Below are 26,418 nucleotides of genomic sequence, written 5' to 3'. Positions count from 1 at the left end.
GTTGCGCCTTCCTCCACCTTAGATCGGAAAGACGCCGCGGATCGTTTCTACCCCCCCCCCCCCCGACACTGTCGACCTCCCGGGCCACTGCGCGGCGCGGGCCGGGTCGGGGCCGGGGCTCAGTGGGGCCCGGCCGAAGCTGCCTGTCCCGGCCATCCTGCTGAAACTCCGCGCCTGGCGTGAGCTCGAGCCCTGTGGGGCGTTGAGGCCACGCCTGGCGCGGAGTTCCAGTCCGCAGGGTCGGCGGGGTCAGCGGGCTCGGCGGATGAGGGCGATGAGGAGGTCGGCGTCGTCGCGGAGGGGGTGCTGGGTGGGCGGGGCGCCGCCCGAACCCGCCTCCGGGTCAGGAGCCGAGGCGACATCCGTGCTCGCCGCCGCCGCAGCAGCCGCCCCATCAGCCCCTTCACCAGCCACCGCCTCAGCCACCCCAGCCTCCTCCGCCCCAGCATCCCCCGGCTCCGGGAGCGGGGCGGCGTAGCGGGCGGCGGTGTGGGCTGCGGCGATGCGGTCGGCGGCGGCGCGGTGCTCGGCGGTGACTTCCTGGTCCCCGGCGGCGATCTGGTCGAGGAGGTCCGCGAGGGCCTCGCGGGGCGGGAGGGCGCGGTCCAGCTCGAGCGGCCGCGGCGGTTTCCCCCAGGCCCCGGTCCAGCCCAGCAGCCGCATCACCCGGGTGCGGACCCGCAGCTCCCAGGACACCTCGCTCCACGCCATCCGTCCCGCCCCGCGACGCAGCCGCTCCGTCTCGATCGCGGCGGCACCACCACCTCCCGAGCCACCGCCAGTCCCGGCCCAAACCCCACCAGTCCCCACTCCCCCGGCCCGCTCGAGGAAGGCGGCCCAGCGGCCGTCACGGCGACGCATCCGTCGGCGGCGCAGCAGCACCACGCCGCCCACCGCGGCGGTCGCGCCGAGCGCGGCGAGGGTCAGCGTGAGCAACAGCCCACCCTCGACCCGGTCGGCGTTCTCGGGGGTCAGGAGGGCGCCGCCGCCGTCGGAGGCCGTGGCCGCGGACTCGGTGGGCTCCGCGCTCTCGGTCTCCTCCGCCGACGGGGTCTCGCTCGGGGTCTCCTCGGTGGGCGTGTCCTCCACCGGGGCAGTCGGCTCGCTCGCCCCGCCGCCCGTCGCCGACTCCTCGAAGCCGGGCTCGGTGACGCCGTTCGCGGCGGCGGAGGGTGTCGGCTCGAAGCGCACCCAGCCGTGCTCGGGGCCGAACCACACCTCGGGCCAGGCGTGCGCGTTCGAGGACCGCACGGTCCACCCGTCGGCGCTCTGACTGCCGGCGGTGAAGCCGATGACCACCCGCGTCGGGTAGCCCTGCGAGGTCATCATCAGCGCGAACACGCTCGCGAACTGCTCGCAGTAGCCGATGCGATCGGCGAGGAAGCTCTCGAGGGGGTCCTCGCCGGCGGGGGTCTGCACGGTCAGCGAGTAGCGGAAGCCGCGGAAGTACTCCTGGTAGGCGAGGGCGGTGTCGAAGGCGGTCTCCGCCCCGGCGTCGGCGGCGATCTGGTCGGCGAGGTCGACGGCGACCTCCGGCACCTCGGACGCATCGGTGTAGCCGGCGTCGAGCGGCTGGGCGAGGACGGCGGGGTCGACGGCGCGCAGCTCGTCAGCGGTGGCGCCGTCGTCCTCGCTGGTGACGGTGTACTCGAGCCCCACGAGCCCCGCGCGCAGCGCGGAGGAGTCGACCTCGCCCGGGGTCGCGCGCAGCGTGAGGGCCTCGGCGAGGGACGGCTCGGCGGTCTCGAGGGATCGGATGTTGGCGGGCACGGGGAGCCGGTCGCCGTAGTACTCGAGCACCTCGATCCGGGTGCTGGCGGTCTCCGCGCCGGTCCCGCCGAGGAGGGTGCCGTCGGCGCGCGCGTCGGAGAAGACGGTCGCGCCGACGTCCAGCTCCTCCCCCGCACCGGTGGCCCGGAAGGTCTCCCCGTCGAAGCTGTTCAGGGTGCGCACGCGCAGGTAGCCGGGCGGGGCGGCGTCGGTGGTGTAGCGCAGCACCTCGGTGTTGCCCTGGTCGAGCAGGGTGCGGCGCACGGAGACGTCGTCGTCGATCATCACGGGGCCGAGCCGCGGCAGGTCCCGGTTCTGCCACTGGTTCACGAGGTCCATCGACAGCGCCATGCGGGGGGCGACGAGCTGCGGGAGGGCCGCGCCGAGCGGCAGGGCGAGGGCGGCGACGAGCACGGCGGCGATCGCGGTCACGGCGCCGGGGCCGACGGGGGCGGTCAGCGTGCCCGGCGGGCGCGGGGCCGAGGCGGCGGGGTGGAGGGCGTCGGCCGCAGCGTCGGAGCCGGACGCGCGACCAGGCACCGGATCGGGGTGGAGCGTGCGGGTGCCGAGGATGAGCGCGGCGGCGAGGACCGGCCCGGCGACGGTCAGCCAGCCGCCGCCAGTGGGGACCTGCAGGGCGGGCAGCAGAATCGTGCCGAGCAGCGCGAGGCCCACCGGGGTGTGCCAGCCGAGGTCCACGTAGACCAGGTCGAGCACGAGCGCGCCGAGGGCCAGCAGCAGCACCACCAGCACCGTGGCGCGGGCGCCGAGCACCACCGGGGCCATGGAGGCGGTGAGGTCCGCGGCGGCGGCGGGGAGGATGTCGGCCTGGGCGGTGAGGATCCGCAGCGGCAGGTCGGAGAGGCTCACGAGCCCCTGGCTGAGCTCCATCACGAGCACCAGCAGCGCGACCACCGCCAGCTGCAGCACGGGCACGAGCGCGGGCCGGGGCACGAGCATCCGCAGCACCATGCCGGAGACGATGACGATGCCCGCGGCCGCCGCGGTCAGCTGCAGCCAGGCGCTGCCGTCCAGCAGCAGGGACAGCGGGGTCGAGGCGAGCAGCACGGCGGCGAGGAGGAGCAGGGAGCGGGCCACGAGGTGCCCGCCGGTCGGGGCGGGTCGGCCGATGAGGCGGCTCATGCGGGACTCCCTGGCTCGGGGGCGGTGAGGAGGTCGTCGAGGCTGTGCGCGAGGGTGCCGGTCACGAGCGTCCAGGCACCGAGCCGGCGCCGGGTGGGGGCCGACGGGGGCACGGCCGCCGACGGGGGCGCGGGCGCGGCAGGGGCTGCCGGATCGGACCGCAGGGCGAGCGCGGTGCGGTGGCTCGAGCGGCCCGCGAAGCGGTCGAGGTCCAGGCCTGCGAAGGGCTCGCCGTCGTCGAGGCCGAGTGCCAGGGCGAGGGAGGTCAGGCCCGCGGCGTGGTCGTGGCCCACACGGGCCGGCTCGTCGTCGAAGTCGACCTCGGCGAGCGCGAGCAGGCCCGCGCGCAGCTCGAGGGCGTCGGCCTCCCCGCCGAGCGGCGAGGCGGACTCGAGCCCGCGGCGGCGGCCGGTGCGGGTGATCTCGTCGCCCGAGGCGTCGAGGATCCGCACCTCCCAGCCGTGGGCGCCGAGCACGTCCAGGAGGGTCGCCGCATGGGAGACGAGGCGGTCCTCGACCGCGGGCGTCATGCCGGGCCGCGAGGTGGTGTCCAGGACGACCATGGCGCTGCGCCCGCTGACGGGCTCGTCCTCACGGGTCATCAGCTGGCCGGAGCGAGCGCTGGCCCGCCAGTGGATGCGGCGGATGTCGTCCCCGGCGACGTAGGGGCGGGCGATCGGGCCGATCTCGCCGACGCCGATCCCGGCGCCCTGGTCGGCGCGACCGCCCAGGCCGGCGGTCCGCGCGGCGAGGGGTGTGAGCGCGGTGATGACGGGGACGCCGGTGATGCGCAGGGCGTCGGTCGAGGTGCGGCGGAGCTGGAAGAGGCCGAAGAGGTCGCGGAGCAGCAGAGAGCAGGGACCGAGGCGGTGCGCGCCGCGGCGGCCGACGGTGAGGGCGTGCGGCATGCGGTTCTGCAGAGGCAGGTCGCGCTCGCCGCCGAGCGCCTCGGGGAGGTGCTCGCGGAGGATCCCGCGGCCCAGCGGCAGGAGCGGCCGGCCGGTCAGCTCGATCTGCACGCGGGCGCGGCCGCCGACGGCGACGGCGTCGTCGAGCACCCGTCGGCGGAGGCGCAGCCCCGTCCCAGCCAGGAGGATCGCCGCGGCGCCGAGCAGGAGCAGCAGGAGCAGCGCCGCGGCGACCGAGCGCAGCGGCACGAGGTTCGTGAGGTCGGCGAGGAGCCAGCAGACGACGGCGAGGACGGCGAGGAGCACGCCCCGGGCGGTGGGGCGCAGCACCGTCCCCGGCCGGGCGCTCACCACTGCGGGGTGTCGGAGAGGACCTGGTCGAGCAGCTCCCCCGCGCTCGCGCCGCGGGACAGGGCCTGCGGGGTCAGGTGGAGGCGATGGCGCCACACGGGGAAGATCACCGAGCGGACGTCGGCCGGTTCGACGAAGACCCGGCCGTCGAGGGCGGCGTTGGCCTTCGCGGCGCGGACCAGGTGCACGGCCGCACGGGGCGAGGCGCCGAGGGTGACCTGGGGGTGGCGGCGGGTGGCGTCGGCGAGGCGGACCACGTACTCGAGCAGCGGCGGGGCGGCGTGGATCCGGCGGACGGCCCGCACGTGGGCGGCGATGACCTCGGGGCTGGTGCGGGCGCGGAGCGCGTCGATCACCTCGCGGTCGCCGTCGGCTACGGGCCCGGCCTGGACGCCGAGCATGCGGGTCTCGGCGGAGCGCAGCGGGTAGCCCATGGAGGTCTGCGCGAGGAAGCGGTCGCGCTGCGCCTCGGGCAGCCGGTAGGTGCCCTCCATCTCCACGGGGTTCGCGGTGGCGACCACCATGAACGGCTCGGCCAGCGCGTAGGTGGTTCCGTCGACGCTGACCTGCCGCTCCTCCATCGCCTCGAGGAGCGCGGACTGGGTCTTCGGGGAGGCGCGGTTGATCTCGTCGGCCAGCAGCACCTGGGTGAAGACGGCGCCGGGCCGGAACTCGAACTGGCTGGTCGCCTGGTTGAAGACGCTCGCGCCGGTGACGTCGCCGGGAAGGAGGTCGGGGGTGAACTGGATGCGGTGCCGCTCGGCGCCGAGGGCCGCGGCGAGGGACTTGGCGAGCATCGTCTTGCCGACGCCGGGGATGTCCTCGACGAGGAGGTGGCCACCGGCCAGCAGCACCAGCAGGGCCAGGCGCGTGACCTCGGGCTTGCCCTCCACGACGGTCGCGATCTCGTCCATGACCGCCTGGGCGGTGGTGGCGATCTCGCGGGCGTCCGCCTCGGTGAGGGCCGACGACTCCCTCCCGGCGCGGCGGCGGGCCGTCGGGGCGGCGGGGGCGCCGGCAGCCGACGGGTTGGGCTCCGACGGGGTGGGCTCCGACGGGGTGGGCTGGGTCATCGCAGGCTCCTCCGGATCTCCGCCGCGAGGTGCGCACGAAGGCTTTGCCCGACCATGAACGGCTTCGGACCCCCGGCGCGCTGGGCTCCCCTAGAGTATGACTGGTCCTTTCTGTTTCCCGAGGAGTCTTCCTGTGACAGCCCGCCGCCTGCCCGCCGCCCGACTCGGCGCAGGCCTCGCCCTCTCGCTGACCTGCGCCGTCGCCGCCCTGACCGGGGTCGCCGCACCGGCGTCGGCGGAGGGTCCCGCACCGGCCGCACCGCCGGCGGTGTGCCAGGGCGCGCAGCTGAGCGTGAGCGCATCCACCGCCGAGGTGGGCGGCACCCTCGCCGTCGAGGGCGTGTGCTTCACGCCGCGCAGCGAGGGCCTGCTGACCCTGATCGGTCCGGACGGCAACACGACGCAGTCCGTGACCAGCGACGAGTCCGGGACCGTGGTCGCGTCCGTGACCGCGGCGGCCGCCGGCGAGTACACGGTGATGGTCGAGGTGGACGGGATCCAGGAGACGGCCCAGTTCGTGGCCGCGCCCGTGGAGGACGACGGCGACGGGGACGGGACGGACGGCAGCGAGGAGCCGACCGAGCCCGCAGAGCCGACCGAGCCCGCGGAGCCGACGGATCCGTCGGACCCCACCGAGCCTGCCGAGCCGACCGATCCGGTGGAACCGATGCCGGGCGAGGACGATCCGTCGGACGGGGAGACCCCGGGCGATGACGGCACCGACGACTCCGGCACCGACGACGGCTCTGACTCCGACGATGACTCGGCCGTTCCCCCGTCGGACGAGGAGGACTCGCAGGGCGGGGACGACTCCGCCGAAGGCGAGGACGACTCCGCCGAAGCTGGCGACGGCACGGACGAGAGCGGCGTGGACGGGTCCGACGCCGGCGCCGATTCCGGACTGGCCGACCAGGACGGCTCGGCCGAGGCCGGCGTCGACGAGGACGGCACGACCGAGGACGGCTCCGACTCCTCCGACAACTCCGCCGAGGACGGCGCGTCCGCGGACGGCACGACCGAGGACGAGCCCGCCGAGGAATCCGACAGCACCGGGGACGGCACCGCCGACGGCGAGGACATCGTCCTCACGGGGCCCTCCCCCGCGATCCCCACCACCTCCCCCGAGAGCTCCGACGACGCGCAACAGGACGCCCCGCGCGAGGATCTCGCCGCCACCGGCTTCCCCGTCGGCCCCGTCGTGGCCGCCGCGCTGCTCGCCCTTGGCGCCGGAGGGGCGGCACTGTGGGCCCGGGCCCGTCTAAGCCGCTGATCCGCCGCGCGATGTTCGTCCAATCGCGCACGGACCCCCCTGCAGGATCCACACTGTGCCCATGACCCGTGTGCAGGACGTCCTCGCCCTCATCGTGCGGCCGACGGGCGGCGCGACGTGGAAGCAGCTGTTCTTCGGCACCTTCACCCTGCTCTTCGCGGTGACCGTGTGGCTCTCTGCCGCGGAGAAGCTGGCCCTGTACGAGTTCCTGGCGGGCCTCGCGATGCTGCTGGGGACGACCGTGCTCGCGGTCTGCGTGCCCTGGGCTCGACTGCCCGCGACGGCGGTCGCGGCGGTGCCGCTGCTGGACGTGGTGCTGGTGGCGCTGCTGCGGGACAGCATGCGCGACGTGACCATCGCGTTCTCGCTGCTGGTGTTCGTGCCGACCCTGTGGCTCGTCGGCACGTTGCGCGCCCGCGGGGTGTGGCTGTCCACGCTCCTGGTGACGCTGCTGTTCTCGGTCCCGGCGATGGTGCGGAACGTGCCGCTCGACGGGTCGCTCGCGGTGGTCAGCTCGCTGCTGCTGCCGACGACCGTGCTGGGGATGGGCCTGCTGGTGCTGGGCGCGCTGACCTCGATCGACCGCGAGTCCGCACGAGCCCGGCACGCGCTGACCATCCAGACCCAGCTGCTCGAGGCCAGCGCGGCGCAGGAGTCGCAGCTCGAGGCCGTCTTGAACAGCATCGACCTGGCCGTGGTGGTGGTCGACCGCGACGGAACCTTCGAGACGCAGAACCCGGCGATGATCGAACAGGGCCTCCGCGCGCAACAACTGTCCGGAGCGGCGAGCACCCAGGAGCGGGACCTGCTGCTGCGCTTCCCGGGGACCACGCGGGAGATCCCGCTGGACCGTCGGCCGGTGGCGCGGGCCATCGCCGGGGAGAGCTTCTCGAACTACGTCATCGCCGTGGGTCCCGACGGGGACAGCCTCAAGCTCTCGGCCTCGGCCCGGCAGATCACCGACCATCTCGGCCACTCCGACGGCGCGGTGGTGGTGTTCTCCGACGTCACCGAGCTGTACGAGTCCGTCTCCGCGCAGGAGCAGTTCGTGGCGACCGTGTCCCACGAGCTCCGCACCCCGCTGACCTCGGTGATCGGCTTCCTCGAGCTGGCCCAGGATGACGAGGCCCTCGCGGAGGACACCGCCCACTACCTCCAGATCGCGAGTCGCAGCGCCGACCAGCTGCAGCAGCTGGTGGAGACGCTGCTGTTCACGCATGTGCAGCGCACAGCCCGCGCCCCGATCGAGCGCACGCCGCTGCGGCTCAGTGATCTGGTGGACGAGGCCTGCGACTCCCTCGGCCCCGCGATCGCGGGGGCGGGACTGACCCTGGAGCGGCACGTGCAGGAGACACGGCCGGTGCCGATGAACCGGGACCTGATGGTGCAGGCGCTGAACAACCTGCTCTCCAACGCGGTGAAGTACACCCCGCGCGGCGGGACGATCACGGTGCGGGCCCGCGACGTGGACGGAGCGGTGGCGGTCTCCGTGCGGGACACCGGCATCGGGATGACGCCCTCGGAGCAGTCCAAGCTGTTCACCCGGTACTACCGCACGGGCACCTCGAGGGAGCAGCACATCCCCGGGCACGGCATCGGCCTCGCGCACACGCGCCAGGTTGTGCTGGACCACGGCGGCCAGCTGTCGGTCCGCTCGAAGGCCGACGAGGGCTCGCTGTTCACGCTGTGGATCCCCTTCGAGGAGGGGATCATGCTCGAGCAGCCCCCCGAGCCGGGCACGCGCACCGGCGCGATGGAGCTCGGCGGCTGAGGGGTCAGGAACGACGGATCCCTCCAGGTGAAGGCGACTTTCAGACATCTGCCTCAGACGTCGGTGCGTGCGGTTATGCTCCGCTCATCCCGCCGGGCCTTTCCTTCTCTGAGGTGATACGTGAACGCCCTCCTCCGCCGCGCCGCGACCCTGACCCTGGTCGCGCCGCTCCTCCTCACCGGTGCCGCCGTGGCGAGCGCCGACGGTCCCGACGCCGGTGTCGGTGCCGCTGAGAGCTCCTCGACCCCGACGGACGGCATCGCGCTGCGCGCCACGGTCGCCGCCCCGATCGTCCCGGTCGCGCCGGTGATCGACCTCGAGGACCGGACCTACACCATCCCGGACGTCGCCGGGCTGCGCTACATCGACGACGACGGCTACTACCTGACCCCGGGCGTGCACGAGCTGGAGGACTGGGCCACCGTCGTGGCGCTGCCCGCCCCGGGCTCCTCGATGGTCGGGACCTACGCCTGGTCGATCGACGTGAGCGAGCTCGAGCCGGGCTGGACGCATGTGGCCGCTCCCCTGCCGCGCGTCGACGTGGGGGCCCGCACCGTCACCGTTCCGGATGATCCGCGCGTCGACTTCTACCCCGAGGAGGGCGACCCGCTCGAGCCCGGCGTCACCACCGTGCCCGCCGACGTGGACGAGCTGTGGCTGTACGTCGTCGCCACCGACGAGGAGGCGTACCCGGTCGTGGATGCCCTCGGGATCGCGTTCACGCCGATCGTCGGCTACTCCCTCCAGGAGCCGACCTTCGACTTGGCCGCCGGCACCTTCACGATCCCGGACGATCCGCGGATCGCCTACTACGTCGACGACGTGGAGACGCCGGCCGGCACCTACCGGGCGACGGGCACGATCACGATCGACATCGAGATCATCGACCCCCAGGCGGCGTACCACTGGGACCAGACCTCCTGGACGGTCACCTTCCCGGCCACCACCAGCCCCTTCCTGGACGTGAAGCCCGGCCAGGAGCATTACGAGCACATGAAGTGGATGGCGGACGAGAAGATCTCCACCGGCTGGAAGGTCTCCGGCGGGTACGAGTACCGGCCCCTCGCCCCGGTGAACCGGGACGCGATGGCGGCGTTCCTCTACCGCATGGCCGGATCCCCGAAGGTGACGCTGCCGAAGTCCTCCCCGTTCGCGGATGTGAAGCCGGGCCAGGAGCACTACACGGCGATCATCTGGGCGTACCAGGAGGGCATCACCACCGGCTGGACCGTGAACGGCAAGCGCGAGTTCCGACCCACCACGCCGATCAACCGCGACGCGATGGCCGCGTTCCTCTACCGCTTCGCGGGCGAGCCCACGACCGCCGCCGCCTCGAGCTCCTGCTTCCGGGACGTCTCCCGCACCCAACAGTTCGCGAAGGAGATGTGCTGGATGAAGACCCAGGGCATCTCCACCGGCTGGTCCGACCGCACCTACCGCCCGCTGCAGTCCGTCAAGCGCGACGCCATGGCGGCATTCCTGCATCGGTACGACGCGGCGTACTGATCAGCACGCGGCGGCCGACACGATGCGGCGCCCCGTCCAGCAACCAGCTGGGCGGGGCGCCGCTGCGTTTCAGGCGGAGGCCGCCGCGGCAGGAGCCCGCAGGTCGAAGCGCACCCCGGTCAGCTCCTCGGAGGCCTCCCAGAGCAACCGCGCCATCTCGGTGTCGCGGGCGCGGTCGGAGCGCTCGACGAGGCCGGGCTCGCCGCGGGTGCCGAAGCGACCCGTCGGCCCCACGAAGCTGTCGCCCGGGAGGTCCGGGTCCACGGCGGCGCGGAGGGTGGGCAGCGCCCCGGCGTCGGCGTCCTGACCGACCCACGAGATCAGCCGCTGCTCCACGGCGGAGACGATCCCGCCGCGCCGGTCCCGGCGCAGCAGATCGGTGCCCGCGAGACCGGGATGGGCGGCCATCGAGAGCACTTCGGAGCCAGCCGCGACCAGTCGGCGCTGCAGCTCGGCGGTGAACAGCAGGTTCGCGAGCTTGGACTGCGCGTAGGCGGGGAAGCGACGGTACTCGCGCCGCTCCCAGTTGGGGTCGTGGAGGTTGATCGCGCCGGAGCGGTGCGCGATCGAGGACACCGTGACCACGCGACCGGTGATCCGCGGGAGCAGCCGACCGGTGAGCGCGAAGTGGCCCAGGTGATTGGTGCCGAGCTGCAGCTCGAAGCCGTCGGCGGTGCGGCCGAGCGGCGGGGTCATGAGCCCGGCGTTGTTGATGAGCAGGTCGACGGGACGGTCGACGCCGCCGGCGAATATCTCGATCGAGGCGAGGTCGGCGAGGTCGAGGCGGCGCACCTCGACGTCCCCGGTCATGGTCGAGGCGGCGAAGATCCCCTTGCGCACGTCGCGGACGGCGAGGATCACCTTCGCGCCGTGGGCGGCGAGCTGGTGGGCGGTGGACTTGCCGAGGCCGGTGTTGGCCCCGGTGACGATGGCGGTGCGTCCGGTCAGATCGGGGAGCGAATCGGCGGTGAATGTTGCCATGGACCACAATGTAGACAGCGACAACTGTGTTGTCAACGGAAACATAGGTAGGATCCAGGCGTGACCGACACCGCCGAGCGCCCCTACCACCACGGCAGCCTGCGCGACACCCTGCTCCGCGCCGCCGAGGAGACCCTGCGCGGTCAGGGCCAGGAGGAGCTGTCCCTGCGGGAGCTGGCGCGCCAGGCCGGGGTGAGCCATGCGGCGCCGCGGCGACACTTCGCCGACCGCCAGGCCCTGCTGGACGCCCTCGCGATCACCGGCTTCGAGCGGCTCGGCGCGCAGGTCACCGCCGCCGTCGAGAGGGCCGATGCGGACTTCCCCTCCCGCCTGCGCGCCCTCGCCCACGCCTTCGTGCGCTTCGCGACGCGGGACGCCGCGCTGCTCGAGCTGATGTTCTCGAGCAAGCACCGCGAGGGCGCCGAGGAGGTGCGGGCCTCGGCGCGCAACGCCTTCTCCTCGCTCGACGAGGTCATCGAGCAGGGCAGGGAGACCGGCGCCCTGGACCTCACCGACCGTGCCCGCGGCGGCATCGTGCTGGTCGCCTCGTTGCAGGGCATCGCGACGATGATCAACGGCGGCATGGTCGAGCCGGAGCTGCTCGAGGAGCTCACCGATCAGGCGGTGGAGCAGTTCCTGCTCGGGTGCGCGGCGGGCTGAGCGCGCCCCTCGTCCGAGGAGACGCCACGTGTCCTCGCCGAGCACGGCGGCCCGGCGCTCAGGGACCGGCCCTCCACGGCCGCATGGGGGCCACGAGGTCGATCTCGTCGCGGACGACGCCGCGCACTTCTCCGGCGACTCCCTCCTCGGCGGGCATGCGCTCGACGTTCGAGGCGAGAGGGATCTGGTGGGAGGCGCTCTCGAGGATGTGCATCAGGTAACCGGCGGTGTTGGGCAGAGCGATCACATCCCCCACGGCGACTCCCTGGGGGAACACGAGCCGTCTGCGCAGGATCAGCTCCGCCTCGATGCAGTAGGCACCCACGAGGTAGCCCGCGAGGGGTTCTGATCGGTCGATGCCGGCACGGACCAGCACCGGGTCCACGAGGAAGTCATCGGAGGTGGACCGGCACTGGGTGCGGTTCATCTCGAGCCCCACCAGCGGGACGCCATCGCTGGTGCTGGTGCGCTGGATGACGCGGGCGAGCGTGAGGCCGCAGCCGTCCAGCATGGACCTGCCGGGCTCGCAGCGCAGCTGCACCCGCCGATCCCGCAGCGCGCGTCCGGCCGTCGTGCCGGGACGGATCTCCTGACCCAGCACGGCCTCCAACCAGCCGCCGCGGAGGGTGCGCTGGTGGTACGGGTACACCTGGCGCAGCGGCTCACCCCTCCACACCGGGGACTCGCGCGGTTCCCCGCTGCTGCGCAGCGCGTGCGGGGAGGGCGCCGACGGAGGAGCCGACGCCGCCGTGCCTGCGTCGTGGGCGGTCCAGAACGCCTCCCACTCCTCAGCGGACTCGAGATAGCTCATGGGCACGCCGCCGCCGATGTCGACGAAGGCGTCGTGCATGGCCAGCCCGCGGTGACGAAGGCTGTCGATCAACTCCAGCGCCTCCCCGACCGCCTCGGCTCGAGCAGCCGGGTCGTAGCCGTGCAGATGGAAGTGCACGCCCTGGACCTCGAGCCGAGGGCCGATTCCGCCCGCATCGATGAGGTGCAGCCAGGTCTCGGCGGATTCCCCGAACCGCGTGGCCGGGATCAGGTCCGTGGGACGAGGCGCCAGGCGCAGTGCGACGGGGAAGGGCTCGACGGCTCCCTCGCCGACGCCGCCCTGAGCAGGCGGCGCGAGCTCGTCCGCGAGGCGGCGCGCGGCGGCGACCTCGTCGAGGTTGTCCAGGACGAGCAGGGAGCGCGACTCGAGCACGAGGCGCAGCAGCGGATCGGGCTTGATAGCGGCTGTGACCACGACGTCCTGCGGCGGCAACCCGGCGTCCAGCACCTGGCGCAGCTCACGCTCGCTGCCGACGTCCAGGCCCAGTCCGGCGCGGTGGGCCGCCCTGACGAGGCCGAGCGTCTTGTTCGCCTTGCGGGCGACGAAGATGCGGAAGTCCACGCCCTGCGCCTCCGCCACGGACGTGAGGTCCCGGGCGTTGCGCGGGAGCGCGGTGAAGTCGTGGACGTTCAGCGGGCTCCCGAACTCCTCGAGGAGCTCCCTGCACGCGGCGGGGTCCGCCAGCAGCTCGCGCATCCAGGGCTCGAGCCGGGCGGAGAGCGGCGGATCGCCGTGGCAGGCGCTCCGCAGGGCGGTCTCGTGGTTCACGCAGGGTCCTTCCGGTTGTCAGCGACGGCCCGGGCATCCGGGAGGAGGTCTCGCGGACCGGGGGCGCGGAGTCTCTCCATGATCCGCAGCGCCCAGCGGTGCGCGTCGTCGTGCAGGTGCCGGTTCAGCGTGTCATTGCCGATGACGTGGTCCTCGGTGGGGCGTCCGATGAGCGCCAGTCCCGGTGACCCGCTCGCGGGGGCACCGGTGGCGGAGACGGAGGCCTCGACGGATCCGGCCTCGTCGGTCCGTGCACCCCGTCGACCGGGGCGCGTCCGCACCAGCCCGCGGCGCCGCAGTGCGGTGATCAGCTCATCGTCCACCTGCGTGACCCCGGGCGGCGCGAGCACCGCGTCGATCACCACGTCGACCTCCCTCCCCCGCTCCACGCATTTCGCGGTGCACTGCGCAGGTCCGTGCGGTGCGCCGTGCACCCCGCTGCCGTCGATGCGGGTGCCGGCATCCATCCAGCTGAGGTCCACCAGCCCGCCATCGATCAGGGCCAGGAGCTTGCGCGCGGAGACGAGCGGGGGCCCGAAGGCGAACCGTTCGAGCGTCCGCGCGGAGCGGTGAAGGCGCCGCCATTCGTCCTCGGGCGCCTCGGTGCCCCGCAGACTGTGCGAGATCTCCGGATAGAGGGTCTGCCACATCCGGCCTAGCGCCCACGCGGGTCCAGGGGGCCGGGTTCCCTGGGCGATCTCGACGCTGCGACGCAGAGCGGTCACGGCCCGACCGCTTCCTCGCGGGAGATCGGGTTCCGCTCCGGTGAGCAGGGTGTGCTCGACCTCGTCGCGAGCAGCGTCGCCGAGCATGGCGGTCGCGGCGTCGACCACGATCTCCAGGACGTCATCCGGGCCGACCCCGGCGCGTCCGGGAGCCTCGGGCCTGCCCGTGTCCGTGTCGGCGCCGGGTCCTCGCCGCTGTGCGGAGGCGAGTCGGGCGCGGGCACGGGCGGCCGCTCGCTCCGCGCCGTCGGGGAGAGTCGAGCCCGGGTCCGGCTTCGAGTCCAGCAGCAGCCCCTCCCGGGAGACGGGGCGGATCACGGCCGGTTCCCGCCCCCCGCGCGCGATCGCGAGCCGCGGTGCTCGCCCGCCGACCTCCGTGAAGACCGTGCCCCGCGCCTCCGTGAGGGTCAGGCAGGCGTCGAGGAAGGTCAACGCCGCTCCTCTCACGGCCACGCGGGAGCCGGGCGGAACGCGGTCGAGCGAGAGCATCTCCTCGGTCGGGAGCACGGCGGGGATCAACGGGGTGCGGGAGGTCCAGCTCCGGCTCAGCGCCCCCGGGTGCGCGGAGGCATGCCCGGTGGCCAGCAGCACCTCGTCCACCTCGTCGACGTGATCCGTCCCGGCCACGAGGCGCCATCCGGTCTCCCGGCGCTCGAGGTCGCTGACGCGTGCCGATATCCGGTGCAGACCCGCGTGCCGGGAGAGGCCCCGTTCCATGCGCTGCCATCGCTGGGCCAGGTACTCGCCCACCACCGCCCGCGGGGGGAAGGGGTCCGAGGCCAGATCCGGATAGGGGCCGGCGACCCAGTCGCTGAACGCCGGGAAGTCTCCGGTCGCCGGCTCGTCCAGGATCGCCGCCGTGACGTTCAGCCGCAGATGATGGGGCTGCCGGGGGTCGTAGGCCGAGCCCGTCCCGGGGGTGCGCACGTCATCGATCACCGTCACCTCCAGACCGCCCGGCACCGCGACCTCGGAGCCTGCCTGAGACGCCAGCTGCGCGGTGAGCTCCTCCAGGGCGTAGAGCGCCTTCGGCCCGGCCCCCACCACGGCGATCCGCAGAGCCGGCCGGGGCTCCGCGAGCCGACGTCCGTCAGTCACGACGTGCGGTCCTGCGCAGGTCATCGATCCCCCGGCGGATCCGCTGCCCGTCGGCCCCCAGAGTCTTCAGCGTCCAGGCATCGTCGTAAACCGTGTCGAGGTAGGGGACGCCGCCGTCGTGCACGATGAGGACGACGCGGGATCCGGCCTCGAGCGTGGGCACCAGGCCGCCGAGGGCGTAGACGATCCCCCCGGTCGATGCTCCCGCGAGGATGCCCTCGCTGCGTGCCAGATGCCGGGCGCCCACCACGCTGTCGAGAGCGGAGACGCGGATGACCTGGTCGGGCTCGACCTGCCTCGAGAGGTCGGTGACCAGTCCCGCACCCATTCCGGGCAGGGGGCGCGGGGCCGCCTTCCCCCCGAAGAGCACGGACCCCACCGCATCGACCGCCACGGTGCGCGTCGCCAGGGAATGGTCCCGGATGTACGCGGAGCAGCCGCCGATCGTGCCCGTCGTGGAGACGGCCGCCATCAGCACGTCCACGTCTCCGCCGGTCGCCTCCGCGATCTCCCGCATGGTCCCCTCGTAGTGGGCGCGCGGGTTCGCGGGATTGCCGTACTGGTACAGATTGACCGCGCCGGGGATCTCCTCGAGGAGCTGCTCGACCCGGTGAAAGCGCGCCGTGAGCAGGTCCCCGGTCTCCGGATCGGGCTCCGAGACCATGGAGACCTCTCCGCCGAGAGCCTCGATGGTGCGCACCGTGGTCGCATTGGTCCGGGCGTCGAGGACGCAGACGAAGCGCAGGTCATGGGCACGGCAGGCACGCGCCAGCGCGACGCCGAGATTCCCGGACGAGGATTCCACCACCGTGCCACCCGGCGACAGGCGCCCCGACTGCAGCGCATCGCGGACCATGCCCAGGGCGGGCCGGTCCTTCGTGGAGCCGCCGGGGTTGACGGACTCGAGCTTCGCCAGGATCTCGAGGCCCGACTCGGGGAACAGCGACCTGAGCCGCACCAGCGGCGTCCCCCCGATCGCCCCGCCGATTCCCTCCACGATGGTGGAGGGCGGCGTCGGGGATCGATGGGGACCGACAGGGGCGGAGTCCTCAGCCCCAGCCCGCGCCACGACGGTCTGATCGTGTTCGGTCATCGAAACATCTCCCTCGCGAAGAGCGCGGCGATCAGGGGAGATTCGTCGCGTCTGATCACCCTACAGTCAGCAACCGGAGCGCCCGGAGCATCGGGTGGACCAGGCGAGCCCGGCGCCTCACCTCGCAGTCGACACCGATGCTCCGGTGATAACGTGCTGTGGTCTGCGCCACCCAGGACGGCATCCGTGGTCCCCGCAGACGCCAGATCGAGACGAAGGAGATGCGCGATGAACAAGACCGTTGACGTCCCGAATCCGTCGGGAGCCCGACGCACGCGACCCGAGAACGCGGAGGGCGGATTCCTCGCGTCCGATGCCCTCGCCAAGAACCTGCAGCGGGTGCTCGTGGAGCTCACCGCCCTGCACCTCGTAGGCAAGCAGGCCCACTGGAACATCGTGGGTCCCAACTTCCGCGACCTGCACCTCAACCTCGATGAGGTCGTGGACATCGCGCGGGAGGCCGCGGATGACGTTGCCGAGCGGATGCGCGCGCTCCACGCCACGCCCGACGGTCGACCGGCGGTCGTCGCCGAGCAGAGCTCCCTGCCCGAGTTCCCGCAAGGAGAGGTGCTCACGCATGACGCGATCGACCTGGTGACCTCGGCGATCGAGGCGACCGTGGGCAGCATGCGCGACGTCCACGACGAGGTTGACGAGGCCGATCCGACCTCGGCCGACATCCTCCACGGCGTCATCGAGAAGCTCGAGCAGCAGGCCTGGTTCATCAGCGCCGAGACGCGTACGCCGAGCTCCTGACGTCCCTCACGGCGCCACCCGTCCCTCGAGGGCGGGCTCGCATCGACCGTGGCCCGGCCGGCCCCGTGCCGGATAGAAAGGACAGCGACCTTGAACGCGCACGTGCCTCCTCGAGACGTCGCCGCCGCCGCTCAGCGGGCCGTCCGGTGGATCTCCGAGGTAAGAGCTGGGAGAGGTTTCACGGACACCGGAGACCACCGCGCTCGCCAGCTCGCGGCTCGCGATGGCCTGACCGACCAAGAGGTCGGGAAGATGAAGCGATACTTCTCCCGTCACCAGCATGACTCGGAGGCGCAGGGCTTTCGCCGCGGGGAGGAGGGCTACCCGTCGCCCGGACGTGTCGCGTGGGATGCGTGGGGCGGCGATGCCGGACGCGCTTGGGCGGGGCGGAAGAAGTTCGATGCCCTCTGACAGGGAGCGCGCCCCCTCCCCGCACCGCCATGGTCAGAACAGCAGTAGATTCCGCCAGCGCATGAAGGAGACGAGCATGACCAGCAACGAGAACGGCTCGACAACGCAGGAACTCACCCGTCACGACGTCGCCGCCACGTTGCGGGAAGCTCGGGTCGTCATGCTGACGACCACCGCGGGCGGGGACAAGCTCGTCTCCCACCCGATGACCATCCAGGGGGTCACCGACGACGCGGACGTCTGGTTCTTCGTCGGACTCGACGGGGACCAGGCGGAGGCGCTCTCGGGCGGGAACGCGGTGAACATCTCAATCGCGCGCTCCGGGTCCTGGCTGTCGGTCGCCGGGACGGCCGAATTCGTGAACGACCGGGCGAAGGTGCACGAGCTGTGGGACGACTCCGCCGAGGGCTACTTCCCCGAGGGCCCCACCGATCCGACGCTGGGCCTGCTCCTCGTCAGGACCGAGTCCGCGCAGTTCTGGGGCCTGCCGGGTGGTCGGATCGCCGGCGCAGTCCACATGGTCAAGGCGATGGTCACGAAGGAGCGCGCGCCGGGCGGGACCGGCACGACGGAACTCTGAGCCGCACGACCGCCGCCGTCGACGTTGCCCCCGTCTCGCTCGTTCCCGGAACTCAGCGCGCCGGAGCCAGGGGAGACGACCTCCGACAGCACTTGAGAGACTGGGGGTAAGTGTCCGAGGGAGGTGGAGATCAGCGATGGCAGATGACACGCCAGATGGTGTGCGCGTTCTCCTGGTGTCGGATCCGGGGCTTCCGACCCGACGCGCACACGCCCTCAGGGATGACCTGCAGAAGTATCTGGCTGAGGAGTTCCGCCCACCGGTGGAGGTGCATACCCGCACGGCGATGCTCCGCCTGAGGCCCGATGACTCCCTCGACCTCGATGATGCCGTGCAGATCGCGCGGGAGTTCGGGCACCCGGACGTCGTACTGCTGTTGACGGAGCTTCCCCGGCTCACGGATGGACGGCCTCTGATCGCGGAGATCTTCCCTGAGGAGAACGTCGCGGTGATCTCGTGTCCGACGCTGGGAGCGTTCGCGACCCGGCGACGGATCCTGGACACCCTCATGGACTGCATCCTCAGGATGACGCATCCGGCTGGCCCGAGGGGTCCGTCGCGGTTCGGCCGATCATGGCGTCACTGGAACGACGCCGACGACGCGGGAGCCCACTCGACTCTCCACACCGGCATGGCGCTCGGCGGCGTCAGGATGGTTCTCGGGATGGTCGCCAGCAATGAGCCCCTCAAGACCGCTCCACGGCTCTCGAGCGCCCTGGCAGCGGCCTCCGCCACGGGGGCCTTCGGCATCTTCTACAGCTCGATCTGGGCGATGTCCACGTTCCTCTCGACACCGCGGCTTCTCAGCATCGGGGCCCTCGCGATCGGCGCCATGATCCTCTGGCTGATCCTCAGCAACGTGTTATGGGATTCGCCGAAGCGGAGCTCTCTGGCCCGCGTCGTGCTGCTGTACAACCTCTCCACGGTCATGACGCTGCTGGTCTGCGTGGCCGCCCTCTACTCGGCTCTCGTCCTCCTCATCCTGGTTGGTGGACTGATCGTGATCTCGCCGGACTACATGAGGGAGGTCATCGGTCAGGAACCGACCTTCACGACCTACCTGGACATCGCGTGGCTCAGCGCGGCGATGGGTGTGGTCGCTGGCGCCCTCGGTTCGAGTTTCGACCGCGAGACGAATCTCCGCTCCCTCACGCACGGTCAGCGTGAGCGCCAGCGCCGATACACCGAGGAGAGCGAGCCCGGGTCAACCCATCAACCGTCGTGATCCTGCTCCGGATGCCGTAGGGTCGAAAGGTCCCGGAGCGGGCCGTCGAGACGTCCCCTCCTTTCCCCACCCCTACAAGGAGTGATCAACATGGGCTTCATCGGAGCTCTCATCTCGTGGCTCATCATCGGCGCGGTCGTCGGTCTGATCGCCCGCGCGATCATGCCCGGCAAGCAGCACATGGGCATCGGCCCGACCATCGTTCTCGGCGTCGTGGGCGCTCTGGTCGGCGGCTTCATCGGCGGGCTCTTCGGACCCAAGGGCGTCAGCGGTGTCTTCTCGGACCCGTGGAGCGTGTGGACGATCGTGCTCTCCGTCATCGGCGCGCTGATCGTGATGGTCGTCTACGGCCTCGCCACGGGTCGTCGCCGCTGAGCGGTCGAGTACACCGCGACGCGCCCCCTTCTCCCTCAGGGAGAGGGGGCGCGTCGTTGCCCGGGCCTGCGTCCGCCGTCGATCCGTCGAGATGCCGTCGGTTCCGAGCGCGCAGAGGTGGAGCCAGCGCACGAGCCGATGTGCATGGGCGGGCCCGCCGGCATGTCCGATGCCCAGCGGCTGGCAGCTCCTCCGCCGCCTCTCAGGCTCCGCCGTCGGACGGCGAGCCGCCGTCGAGCACCGTGCGCACCTCGTCCTGGTCCAGGGCCCGCCACGGCGAGGAGTCGGCGTTGGCGTAGGCGCCCTCGGGGCTGTCGCCCTGGGTCCACCAGCGGGCGATGTAGAGGGTCCCGTCGAAGAGGACCATCGACCCCGCCTCGTAGACGGTCTGGCCGTCCCACGCGGGGGCGGTGCCCGCGGGGATCTCGACCTTCGGGGCGGGGGTCTCGCCCGGCATCACCGGGCCCACGAGGGTCCACGGGGCCTCGAAGTCCTGCAGCACGGGGTTGTCCGGGGCCTCGCCCTGGTTCCACCACTTCGCGATGTAGACGTTGCCGTGCCACACCACCTTGGAGCCCGCGGTGTAGGGCGAGTCCTCGTTCCATACCGGATAGGGGCTGGTCTCCGGGTCGTCTTCGACCACCTCCTCCGCGGCCTCCTCGCGGGTGCGGGCGGCGGCGGAGTCGTCGGGGGTGCCCGTGAACCCGGCGGAGAGGAGCTCGGCGTAGCTCGCGTCGCCCTGGTCCACACCGCTGCACGAATCGGAGACGACGCTCGTGTCCGGGTAGTTCGCACCGCAGGTGCGGTCGCGGTTCATCGACCACATCGACATCCGGCCCACCCCGTTCTCGCGCGCGAAGGCGTTGAGGCGGCGGGCGTCGTCGAGGGTGAGGACGTCCTGCGGGAGGTCGTTCTGGCCGATCATCGGGGTCGCCCCGATCTTGGTCCACAGCGAGGCGGGGCCCTGATGCATGCCGGCCGCGTCGTAGAGGATGCCGAGCTGCCGGTGCAGGGAGGTGAGGGACTCCTCGGCCGCCGCGGCGAGATCGTCCTCAGCATCGAGGTTCATGGTCATGGCGTTGATGCCGGCGAGGTCCACGCCCGCGTCGAGGAAGGCGGCGACCGTGTTCGTGCCGTCCTCGGTGAGGCCGGTGGTGGCGATCGGGAGGGTCAGCCAGACGGCGAGCTCCTCGCCGTCGGCCCGCTTCTCGGTCTGCAGCTGGGCGACGGCCTCGGCGCGGCGGGCCATCGCCACGGGGTCTTTGAGCGCCTCGCCCTCGAGGTCGAGGTCGATGGTGGTGAGCGTGTAGCGGTCGATGACCTGCTCGTAGGCGGCGGCGAGCTGCTGCACATCGGTGCAGGCATCGCCCAGCTCGGTGTTGAGCAGGCCGCCGAAGCTGACCACCACGTCCCGGTCCTGATCGCGCAGCCGCTCGATGCGGCGGTCGAGATCGAGATCGGTGCCGGCCTGGTCGAGGGTGTAGGCGGTGCCCCAGGTGGGGGTGCAGCTCTGCGGGTCCGCGGCGACGATGAAGGAGAGGACGGCCGACTCGCTGCCCTCGCCGGTCTCCGCCTCGAAGGCGTAGGTGGGGGTCGCGGTGACGTCGACGTAGCCGGCGAACCAGGGCGAGCCGTGGGATCGGGCCTGCGCCGCGTCGCGCTCGTTCCGCACGAAGATCCACCCCGCAGTGATCACCACGGCGAACACCACCAGCACCGCGACCAGTCGCGGAACCGACAGCCGACGCCCCTCGAAACGACTGCTCATCTCGCCTCCATCCGACACGAATTCGTCCAAGTCGGACAGATGCCTATAGTAGCGACAGCGCAGCAGCGCACCGGGCGCGTCCAGCGCTCTCATCTTCCTGCGGTTCTCGGTTCTACGCGCGCGTGCGCGAGCGCCCCGGACGGCGGCGATCGACCCGAGGAGTGCCATGACCGCGCTTCAGGACCAGTCCGTGCAGGCGGAAGAGGCCCCGGCCCGCGTCCGCGCCCACCAGTGGGGCGCCGAGAGGTCCACCCGGCCGCTGCCGATCCTGCACCGCCGCCCGCGCTCGTCCACGATCACGCTGGGCCGGCTCGCGATCCTGGCCACGGTGATGTGCTGGGCGATCTACGTGATCACCACGGTGCTGCGCCAGCTGGTGGAGAACGACGACTTCGACCTGCGACTCACCCTCGAGCTGGTCTCCTACCTGGTCACCGTCACCTTCCTGACCTTCTCGGCGCTCATGTACATGCTCGCGCGGCAGGGAGCGCTGTACCGCTTCCGGGATCATCTGCGCACGCCGCGGGAGGAGCTCGACCGCCACTTCAGCGACGGCTACGACAAGCTGGTCACGGTACTCATCCCCTCCTACGTGGAGGAGGTGGGCGTGGTCCGCAAGACGCTGTGGTCCGCGGCGCTGCAGGAGTTCCCGCGGCTGCGGGTGGTGCTGCTGGTGGACGACCCGCCCCACCCCACGGCGCCCGAGCGGATCGCCTCCCTCGAGGCGACCCGCCTGCTGGGCCCCGAGATCGAGGCGGCGCTGCAGGAGCCGCGCCAGCGCCTCGCCCAGGCCGCTGCGGCCTTCGCCGAGCGGGAGGACCCCGAGCGGACCGACGGCCCCGCGGAGGCAGCCCGCCTGGCGGAGCAGTACCAGTACGCCGCGCAGTGGCTCGAGGAGATGGCCGCCGCGGAGCGGATCGAGGACCACACCGACAACTTCTTCGTGGACGAGGTGCTGCGGGGCCTCGCCGCGGACCTCGGGATCACCGAGCTCGCGCTGCGCACCGCCGCCGCCCAGGGGGAGTCGCCGAGCCGCGAGCGGCTGGGCCAGCTGTACGACCGGCTGGTGCGGATCTTCACCGCGGAGGTCACCTCCTTCGAGCGGAAGGCCTACGCCTCCCTCTCCCACGAGGCGAACAAGGCGATGAACGTCAACTCGTACATCTCGCTGATCGGCCGGGACTGGCGGCAGGAGGACACGGCCGACGGGCCGGCGCTGCGCCCCGCGGAGCCCGGCGACGAGGTGGCCCTCTCGGTCCCACCGAGCCAGTACCTGCTCACCCTCGACGCGGACTCGATGCTGCTGCGCGACTACTGCCTGCGCCTGGTGGAGTTTCTCGAGCAGCCCGGCAACGAGCGGGTCGCGGTCACCCAGACCCCGTACTCCTCGTACCGCGGGGCGCCGACCCGGATCGAGCGGCTGGCCGGGGCGACCACGGACATCCAGCACATCCAGCACCAGGGCATGACGTACTACGGGGCGACGTTCTGGGTGGGGGCGAACGCGGTGATCCGCACCGAGGCGCTCGAGGACATCGCGCACACCGAGACCGTGGGCGGCTTCCCGATCACCACCTACATCCAGGACCGCACGGTCATCGAGGACACCGAGTCCTCGATCGACATCGGCGCGCACGGCTGGACGCTCGAGAACTACCCGGAGCGGCTCAGTTACTCGGCGACCCCGCCGGACTTCGGCTCGCTCGTGGTGCAGCGGCGGCGCTGGGCGAACGGCGGCCTGATCATCTGGCCCAAGCTCGCCTCGCTCGTCGCGGAGCGGCGCCGACGCCGGGAGCCGGTGCTGCTGCGCGAGGTGCTGCTGCGCACGAACTACATGGCCTCGATCACCTGGGCCAGCTTCGGCCTGCTGTTCCTGCTGGCCTACCCGTACGACTCACGGCTGCTGAGCGTGTGGGTGTTCCTCGCCGCGGTGCCGTACTTCTGCTGCATGGGAGCGGATCTGCGCTACTCCGGCTACCGCTTCAGCGACATCTTCCGGATCTACGGCTTCAACCTGGTGCTGCTCGCGGTGAACCTCGCGGGCGTGCTGAAGTCGCTGCAACAGATGCTCTCCGGGGAGAAGATCCCCTTCGCCCGCACCCCGAAGGTCGCCGACCGGACCGCTGCCCCGGCCCTCTACATTCTGGTGCCGTGGGCGATCGTGGTGTTCTCGGCGGTGACGATCTACCGCGACGTGAACGCCCAGAACTGGGGCAATGCCGCCTTCGCGACCCTGAACGCGACGCTGTGCCTGCTCGCGATCATCTCCTACATCGGCATCCGGAACTCGGTCGTCGACGTGGTGCTGGGCCTGGTCGACTGGATGTTCGTCCCCGTGCGCAAGCGTCCAGCGCGCGGGCAGCGGGCGGAGGCGGGTGCCGCACCGGAGCCGGAGCTGGACTGGCGGGCGCTGCTCTACCACGGCGACGGCACCCCGGACATGCCGCGGCCCACCGCGCACCTGGAGCGTCAGCGCCGGGCCTCGAGCCGCTCCCGCACCTGGGACCGGCCGATCCACCGCTACGCCTCGACGCCGGGCGCGGCGCCGCTGGTGCGCAGCGCCGAGATCACGGAGCTGGGATCGGAGCTGGAGGGCGTGGAGGACATCGCCGTCGAGTTCGCGGCGGCCTTCGTGTCCATGTGGCCGAAGCGGCTGCACAACCTCCGCGAGGCGGTCGTCGCCGAGGATCTCCCGGCGATCCGGGATGCGGTCGGCTCGGTGCGCGTCTCCGCGATGATGATCGGTGCCGATCGGCTGGAGAGCGCGGCCGATCACCTGCTCGTGGAGGCGGAGACGGAGGGCCCGGCGGCGGCGCGGCAGCCGCTGGCCGAGCTGGTCGAGGTGGGCGAGGCGACGGTGCGCGCGATGCGCGCGGAGTTCTTCCGCGAGGAGTCCGCCGGGCACGGCCGGCATGCGGCCGAGGAGGCGCGGGCGGCCGACGGGAGCTGAGCTCCCGGCCGGGCTCAGCCGGGCTCAGCTGGCCTCTGCTGAGCTCAGCTGGCCTCGGACTCCGCGTCGACGGCCGGGACATCCGACTCCGCGGCGGCGCGGGCGGGGCGGGCGACGATCGCCTGCAGCTGCTCGCGGAGCATGCGGGGGCGGAAGGGCTTGGTGAGGTAGTCGTCGGCGCCGGCCTCGAGCCCCTTGCGGGCGTCGTCCTCGGTGGAGCGGGCGGAGAGCATCACGATGTGGCCGGCGACGATGCCGGTCAGCTCGGTGACGACCTGGTAGCCCTCCATGTCGGGCAGGCCCACGTCCACGACGCAGAGGTCGGGGCGGAGCGAGAGGGCGGCATCGATGCCCGCCTGACCGTTCTCCACGACCGTCACGCTGTAGTCGTCCTGCGTGAGGATGACCCGCAGGAGCATGCGGATGTCGTCATCGTCCTCGACCACCAGTGCGGTTCTCACGAGGCCTCCTCACGCCGTGCGCGCGGTCTCTCCGCACGCTCGCCGGGCCAGACTACTGTCCATATTCGTCCCCGCCCAGGGGCCGATGGGCCCCTCTTCACACCCACACAGAGATGTCCGACACATCCGATTCGGGGTACTTACGGGTAACACGAAAGTGTCACTTCCCAGGAGGCCGGGACAGTCGATAGGCGGGGAGTCGTCGGCACCCGCCCCTACACTCGCGAGCATGGCGAAACCCCTCAGGGAACAGCACATCGCGGTCTTCGGCGAGTCGGGCAGCGGCAAGACGGTCCTGCTCTCCTCGTTCTACGGCGCGTACCAGGAGGCGGCGTTCCAGTCCGCCAGCCCCTTCCACGTGGTCGCGGACGACATCGGGCAGGGGCAGCGGCTGCTGAAGAACTACTACGGGATGAAGCGGGCCACGCAGCTGCCCGCCGCCACCCGCTTCGACGCGAGCAGCTACGCCTTCTCCCTGCGGCTGCGGCCGGGGCTCGACGCCGACGGCACGGCGCAGCCCGCAGCCGGGAGCCCCGGCCCCGCCTCCCCGATGACGCCCGAGTCGTCCCCGTCCGCCAAGGCGCCCAAGCCGGCCAAGCCGCCGAAGCCCGGCAAGAGCGCCCCGGCCGGGACGCCGCTGGCCCGGATCGTGTGGCACGACTACCCGGGCGAATGGTTCGAGCAGGACGTGAGCGGCCCCGAGGAGGCCGCCCGCCGCATCGCGACCTTCCGCTCCCTGCTGGTCTCCGATGTGGCGGTGCTGCTCATCGACGGGCAGCGGCTGCTCGAGCACCGCGGCGAGGAGGAGCGCTACCTCCGCCCCCTGTTCACCGGGATCCAGAACGGTCTGCTCAGCCTGCGCACCGAGATCCTCCCGAAGGGGGAGCCGCTCGTGGACGCGCCGCGGATCTGGATGCTCGCGCTGTCGAAGGCGGATCTGCTGCCGGAGATGAGCACCCGCGACTTCCAGGAGCTGGTGATCGAGAAGGCGGCCGACGAGCTGGGGCTGCTGCGCGAGACCCTGCGCAGCTTCGTGAAGGCCGGGGACGCCCTCGCCGTGGGCGAGGACTTCCTGCGGCTGTCCTCCGCCCGCTTCGAGCCGGGCACGATCGACGTGAGCACCCGGGTGGGCCTGGACCTGCTGCTCCCGGTCGCGGCCATGTTGCCGATGCAGCGGCACCTGCGCTGGGCGCGCACGCTGGAGATGCCGCGCAGGGTGGTCGATGACCTGCTCAGCGGCGCCGACGGGGTGAAGGCCGTGCTGCCGGTCCTCGCGACCGGCCTCGGCGTGGCGGCCCGTGCCCCGCTGCCGGCGCCGCTCAAGGCGGCGCTGAAGGGCGCCTCGGTCGCGGTCTCCGCGGGGGCTGTCGTGCAGCTGCTGGACCTCGTCGGGGACGATCTGGTCGCGGCGAACCGTCGGGCGATGGCGCGGAAGGACCGCCTCTCCGAGGTGCTCACCGGCTTCCTGCTCGACCTCGAGCGGGGCGAGCGGGACGGCACGCTGGTGCGGAGCCCGCGATGAGTCTGCTCTGGGCCACCCGCGGTCGCACCTGGGGGTTCCGGATCCTGCGCTGCACCTTCCCCGGCGATCCGCTGCGCACCTACAGCCCGGCGCTCGCCGCGCTCGGCGACGCCGCGGAGGGTTTCCGCCGCGAAGGCGGCATGATCACCCTCCGCCTCCTCGACCCCGAGGGCCGCAGCGACCGGTCCGGTCGGCCGATCCCCCACGAGTTCGTGGCCGACGGGCCGGACGCCGACGGGCTCGACAGCCTCGAGGACGCCCGGGAGCGGCTGTGGCCCCTGGTCGGGGAGGAGTACAGGGCGATCTGGTATCACCCCTCCCCCACATGATGTGATGTGAGCGGCATTCATCGCCCCGGAGGACTCACCCCGCTCCCCGGACAGGCCGATAATGTGCCGGTCCGGACGCTTCCCCCGAGTCC

General features: G+C 72.2%; 20 protein-coding genes. 11 read left to right on the top strand and 9 right to left on the bottom strand.

Annotated elements, in window-relative coordinates; translation table 11 throughout:
• Window positions 1-249: 249 nt before the first annotated feature.
• The 3 genes from V1258_RS05560 to V1258_RS05550 are packed head-to-tail and all read right to left on the bottom strand — an operon-like array spanning window position 250 to window position 5,245.
• Window positions 250-2,913, bottom strand: coding sequence for a transglutaminase family protein (locus tag V1258_RS05560; RefSeq protein ID WP_329748734.1), 2,664 nt, complete (start codon window positions 2,911-2,913; stop codon window positions 250-252).
• On the bottom strand, window positions 2,910-4,172 hold the full coding sequence (locus V1258_RS05555; RefSeq protein ID WP_329748733.1) for a DUF58 domain-containing protein: 1,263 nt from the start codon (window positions 4,170-4,172) through the stop codon (window positions 2,910-2,912). The genes V1258_RS05560 and V1258_RS05555 overlap by 4 nt, the downstream gene beginning before the upstream one ends.
• Complete coding sequence (locus V1258_RS05550; protein WP_329748732.1) at window positions 4,169-5,245, bottom strand: AAA family ATPase; 1,077 nt, start codon at window positions 5,243-5,245, stop codon at window positions 4,169-4,171. Before V1258_RS05550 ends, V1258_RS05555 begins: the two co-directional genes overlap by 4 nt.
• Window positions 5,246-5,378: 133 nt before the next feature.
• On the opposite strand from V1258_RS05550, the gene V1258_RS05545 reads away from it, so the two are divergent.
• The 3 genes from V1258_RS05545 (at window position 5,379) to V1258_RS05535 (ending at window position 9,792) form a co-directional block, all read left to right on the top strand.
• Window positions 5,379-6,515, top strand: coding sequence for a hypothetical protein (locus tag V1258_RS05545; protein WP_329748731.1), 1,137 nt, complete (start codon window positions 5,379-5,381; stop codon window positions 6,513-6,515).
• Between the two features lie 61 nt (window positions 6,516-6,576).
• On the top strand, window positions 6,577-8,286 hold the full coding sequence (locus V1258_RS05540) for a sensor histidine kinase (RefSeq protein WP_329748730.1): 1,710 nt from the start codon (window positions 6,577-6,579) through the stop codon (window positions 8,284-8,286).
• 120 nt (window positions 8,287-8,406) lie between these two features.
• Window positions 8,407-9,792 carry an S-layer homology domain-containing protein gene (locus V1258_RS05535; protein WP_329748729.1) on the top strand — a complete coding sequence of 462 codons (1,386 nt, stop codon included), beginning with the start codon at window positions 8,407-8,409 and terminating at the stop codon, window positions 9,790-9,792.
• A gap of 69 nt (window positions 9,793-9,861) precedes the next feature.
• On the opposite strand, the gene V1258_RS05530 is transcribed toward V1258_RS05535, so the two are convergent.
• Window positions 9,862-10,773: an oxidoreductase gene (locus tag V1258_RS05530; RefSeq protein WP_329748728.1), complete on the bottom strand. Its 912-nt coding sequence runs from the start codon at window positions 10,771-10,773 to the stop codon at window positions 9,862-9,864.
• 60 nt (window positions 10,774-10,833) lie between these two features.
• Between V1258_RS05530 and V1258_RS05525 the strand changes: the two genes are divergently transcribed.
• Window positions 10,834-11,433, top strand: a complete 600-nt coding sequence (locus V1258_RS05525; RefSeq protein WP_329746306.1) for a TetR/AcrR family transcriptional regulator — start codon at window positions 10,834-10,836, stop codon at window positions 11,431-11,433.
• Window positions 11,434-11,491: 58 nt separating this feature from the next.
• Here V1258_RS05525 and V1258_RS05520 read toward each other — a convergent pair whose 3' ends face one another.
• Genes V1258_RS05520 through sbnA form a run of 3 tightly spaced genes read right to left on the bottom strand, consistent with a single transcriptional unit; the run spans window position 11,492 to window position 15,949 of the window.
• Complete coding sequence (locus V1258_RS05520; RefSeq protein ID WP_329748727.1) at window positions 11,492-13,033, bottom strand: Y4yA family PLP-dependent enzyme; 1,542 nt, start codon at window positions 13,031-13,033, stop codon at window positions 11,492-11,494.
• Window positions 13,030-14,856, bottom strand: a complete 1,827-nt coding sequence (locus V1258_RS05515) for an FAD/NAD(P)-binding protein (RefSeq protein ID WP_329748726.1) — start codon at window positions 14,854-14,856, stop codon at window positions 13,030-13,032. The genes V1258_RS05520 and V1258_RS05515 overlap by 4 nt, the downstream gene beginning before the upstream one ends.
• On the bottom strand, window positions 14,849-15,949 hold the full coding sequence (gene sbnA, locus V1258_RS05510) for a 2,3-diaminopropionate biosynthesis protein SbnA (RefSeq protein ID WP_329748725.1): 1,101 nt from the start codon (window positions 15,947-15,949) through the stop codon (window positions 14,849-14,851). The genes V1258_RS05515 and sbnA overlap by 8 nt, the downstream gene beginning before the upstream one ends.
• A gap of 228 nt (window positions 15,950-16,177) precedes the next feature.
• On the opposite strand from sbnA, the gene V1258_RS05505 reads away from it, so the two are divergent.
• From V1258_RS05505 to V1258_RS05490, 4 genes are all read left to right on the top strand, one after another.
• Window positions 16,178-16,705: a Dps family protein gene (locus V1258_RS05505; RefSeq protein WP_329748724.1), complete on the top strand. Its 528-nt coding sequence runs from the start codon at window positions 16,178-16,180 to the stop codon at window positions 16,703-16,705.
• A 487-nt stretch (window positions 16,706-17,192) separates the two neighbouring features.
• Window positions 17,193-17,696, top strand: a complete 504-nt coding sequence (locus V1258_RS05500; RefSeq protein ID WP_329748723.1) for a pyridoxamine 5'-phosphate oxidase family protein — start codon at window positions 17,193-17,195, stop codon at window positions 17,694-17,696.
• Between the two features lie 136 nt (window positions 17,697-17,832).
• The gene (locus tag V1258_RS05495; RefSeq protein WP_329748722.1) at window positions 17,833-18,921 is read left to right on the top strand and encodes a hypothetical protein; all 1,089 of its coding nucleotides are present in this window, start codon (window positions 17,833-17,835) and stop codon (window positions 18,919-18,921) included.
• Window positions 18,922-19,011: 90 nt separating this feature from the next.
• Window positions 19,012-19,296, top strand: coding sequence for a GlsB/YeaQ/YmgE family stress response membrane protein (locus V1258_RS05490; RefSeq protein WP_329746300.1), 285 nt, complete (start codon window positions 19,012-19,014; stop codon window positions 19,294-19,296).
• Window positions 19,297-19,498: 202 nt separating this feature from the next.
• Here V1258_RS05490 and V1258_RS05485 read toward each other — a convergent pair whose 3' ends face one another.
• The gene (locus tag V1258_RS05485) at window positions 19,499-21,064 is read right to left on the bottom strand and encodes a chitinase (protein WP_329748721.1); all 1,566 of its coding nucleotides are present in this window, start codon (window positions 21,062-21,064) and stop codon (window positions 19,499-19,501) included.
• Between the two features lie 166 nt (window positions 21,065-21,230).
• Between V1258_RS05485 and V1258_RS05480 the strand changes: the two genes are divergently transcribed.
• Window positions 21,231-24,014 carry a glycosyltransferase family 2 protein gene (locus tag V1258_RS05480; protein ID WP_329748720.1) on the top strand — a complete coding sequence of 928 codons (2,784 nt, stop codon included), beginning with the start codon at window positions 21,231-21,233 and terminating at the stop codon, window positions 24,012-24,014.
• 44 nt (window positions 24,015-24,058) lie between these two features.
• Here V1258_RS05480 and V1258_RS05475 read toward each other — a convergent pair whose 3' ends face one another.
• On the bottom strand, window positions 24,059-24,475 hold the full coding sequence (locus V1258_RS05475; RefSeq protein WP_329748719.1) for a response regulator transcription factor: 417 nt from the start codon (window positions 24,473-24,475) through the stop codon (window positions 24,059-24,061).
• 229 nt (window positions 24,476-24,704) lie between these two features.
• Here V1258_RS05475 and V1258_RS05470 point away from each other — a divergent pair, with 229 nt between their 5' ends.
• Window positions 24,705-25,997: an ATP/GTP-binding protein gene (locus tag V1258_RS05470; RefSeq protein ID WP_329748718.1), complete on the top strand. Its 1,293-nt coding sequence runs from the start codon at window positions 24,705-24,707 to the stop codon at window positions 25,995-25,997.
• Window positions 25,994-26,326, top strand: a complete 333-nt coding sequence (locus V1258_RS05465; protein ID WP_329748717.1) for a hypothetical protein — start codon at window positions 25,994-25,996, stop codon at window positions 26,324-26,326. The genes V1258_RS05470 and V1258_RS05465 overlap by 4 nt, the downstream gene beginning before the upstream one ends.
• The last annotated feature ends 92 nt before the right edge of the window (window positions 26,327-26,418 follow it).

Source organism: Brachybacterium sp. J153, from assembly GCF_036311905.1.
Classification (GTDB): Bacteria; Actinomycetota; Actinomycetes; order Actinomycetales; family Dermabacteraceae; genus Brachybacterium.
The sequence above is the reverse complement of the archived record's forward strand: the minus strand, read 5'-3'. Positions and strand labels throughout refer to the sequence as shown.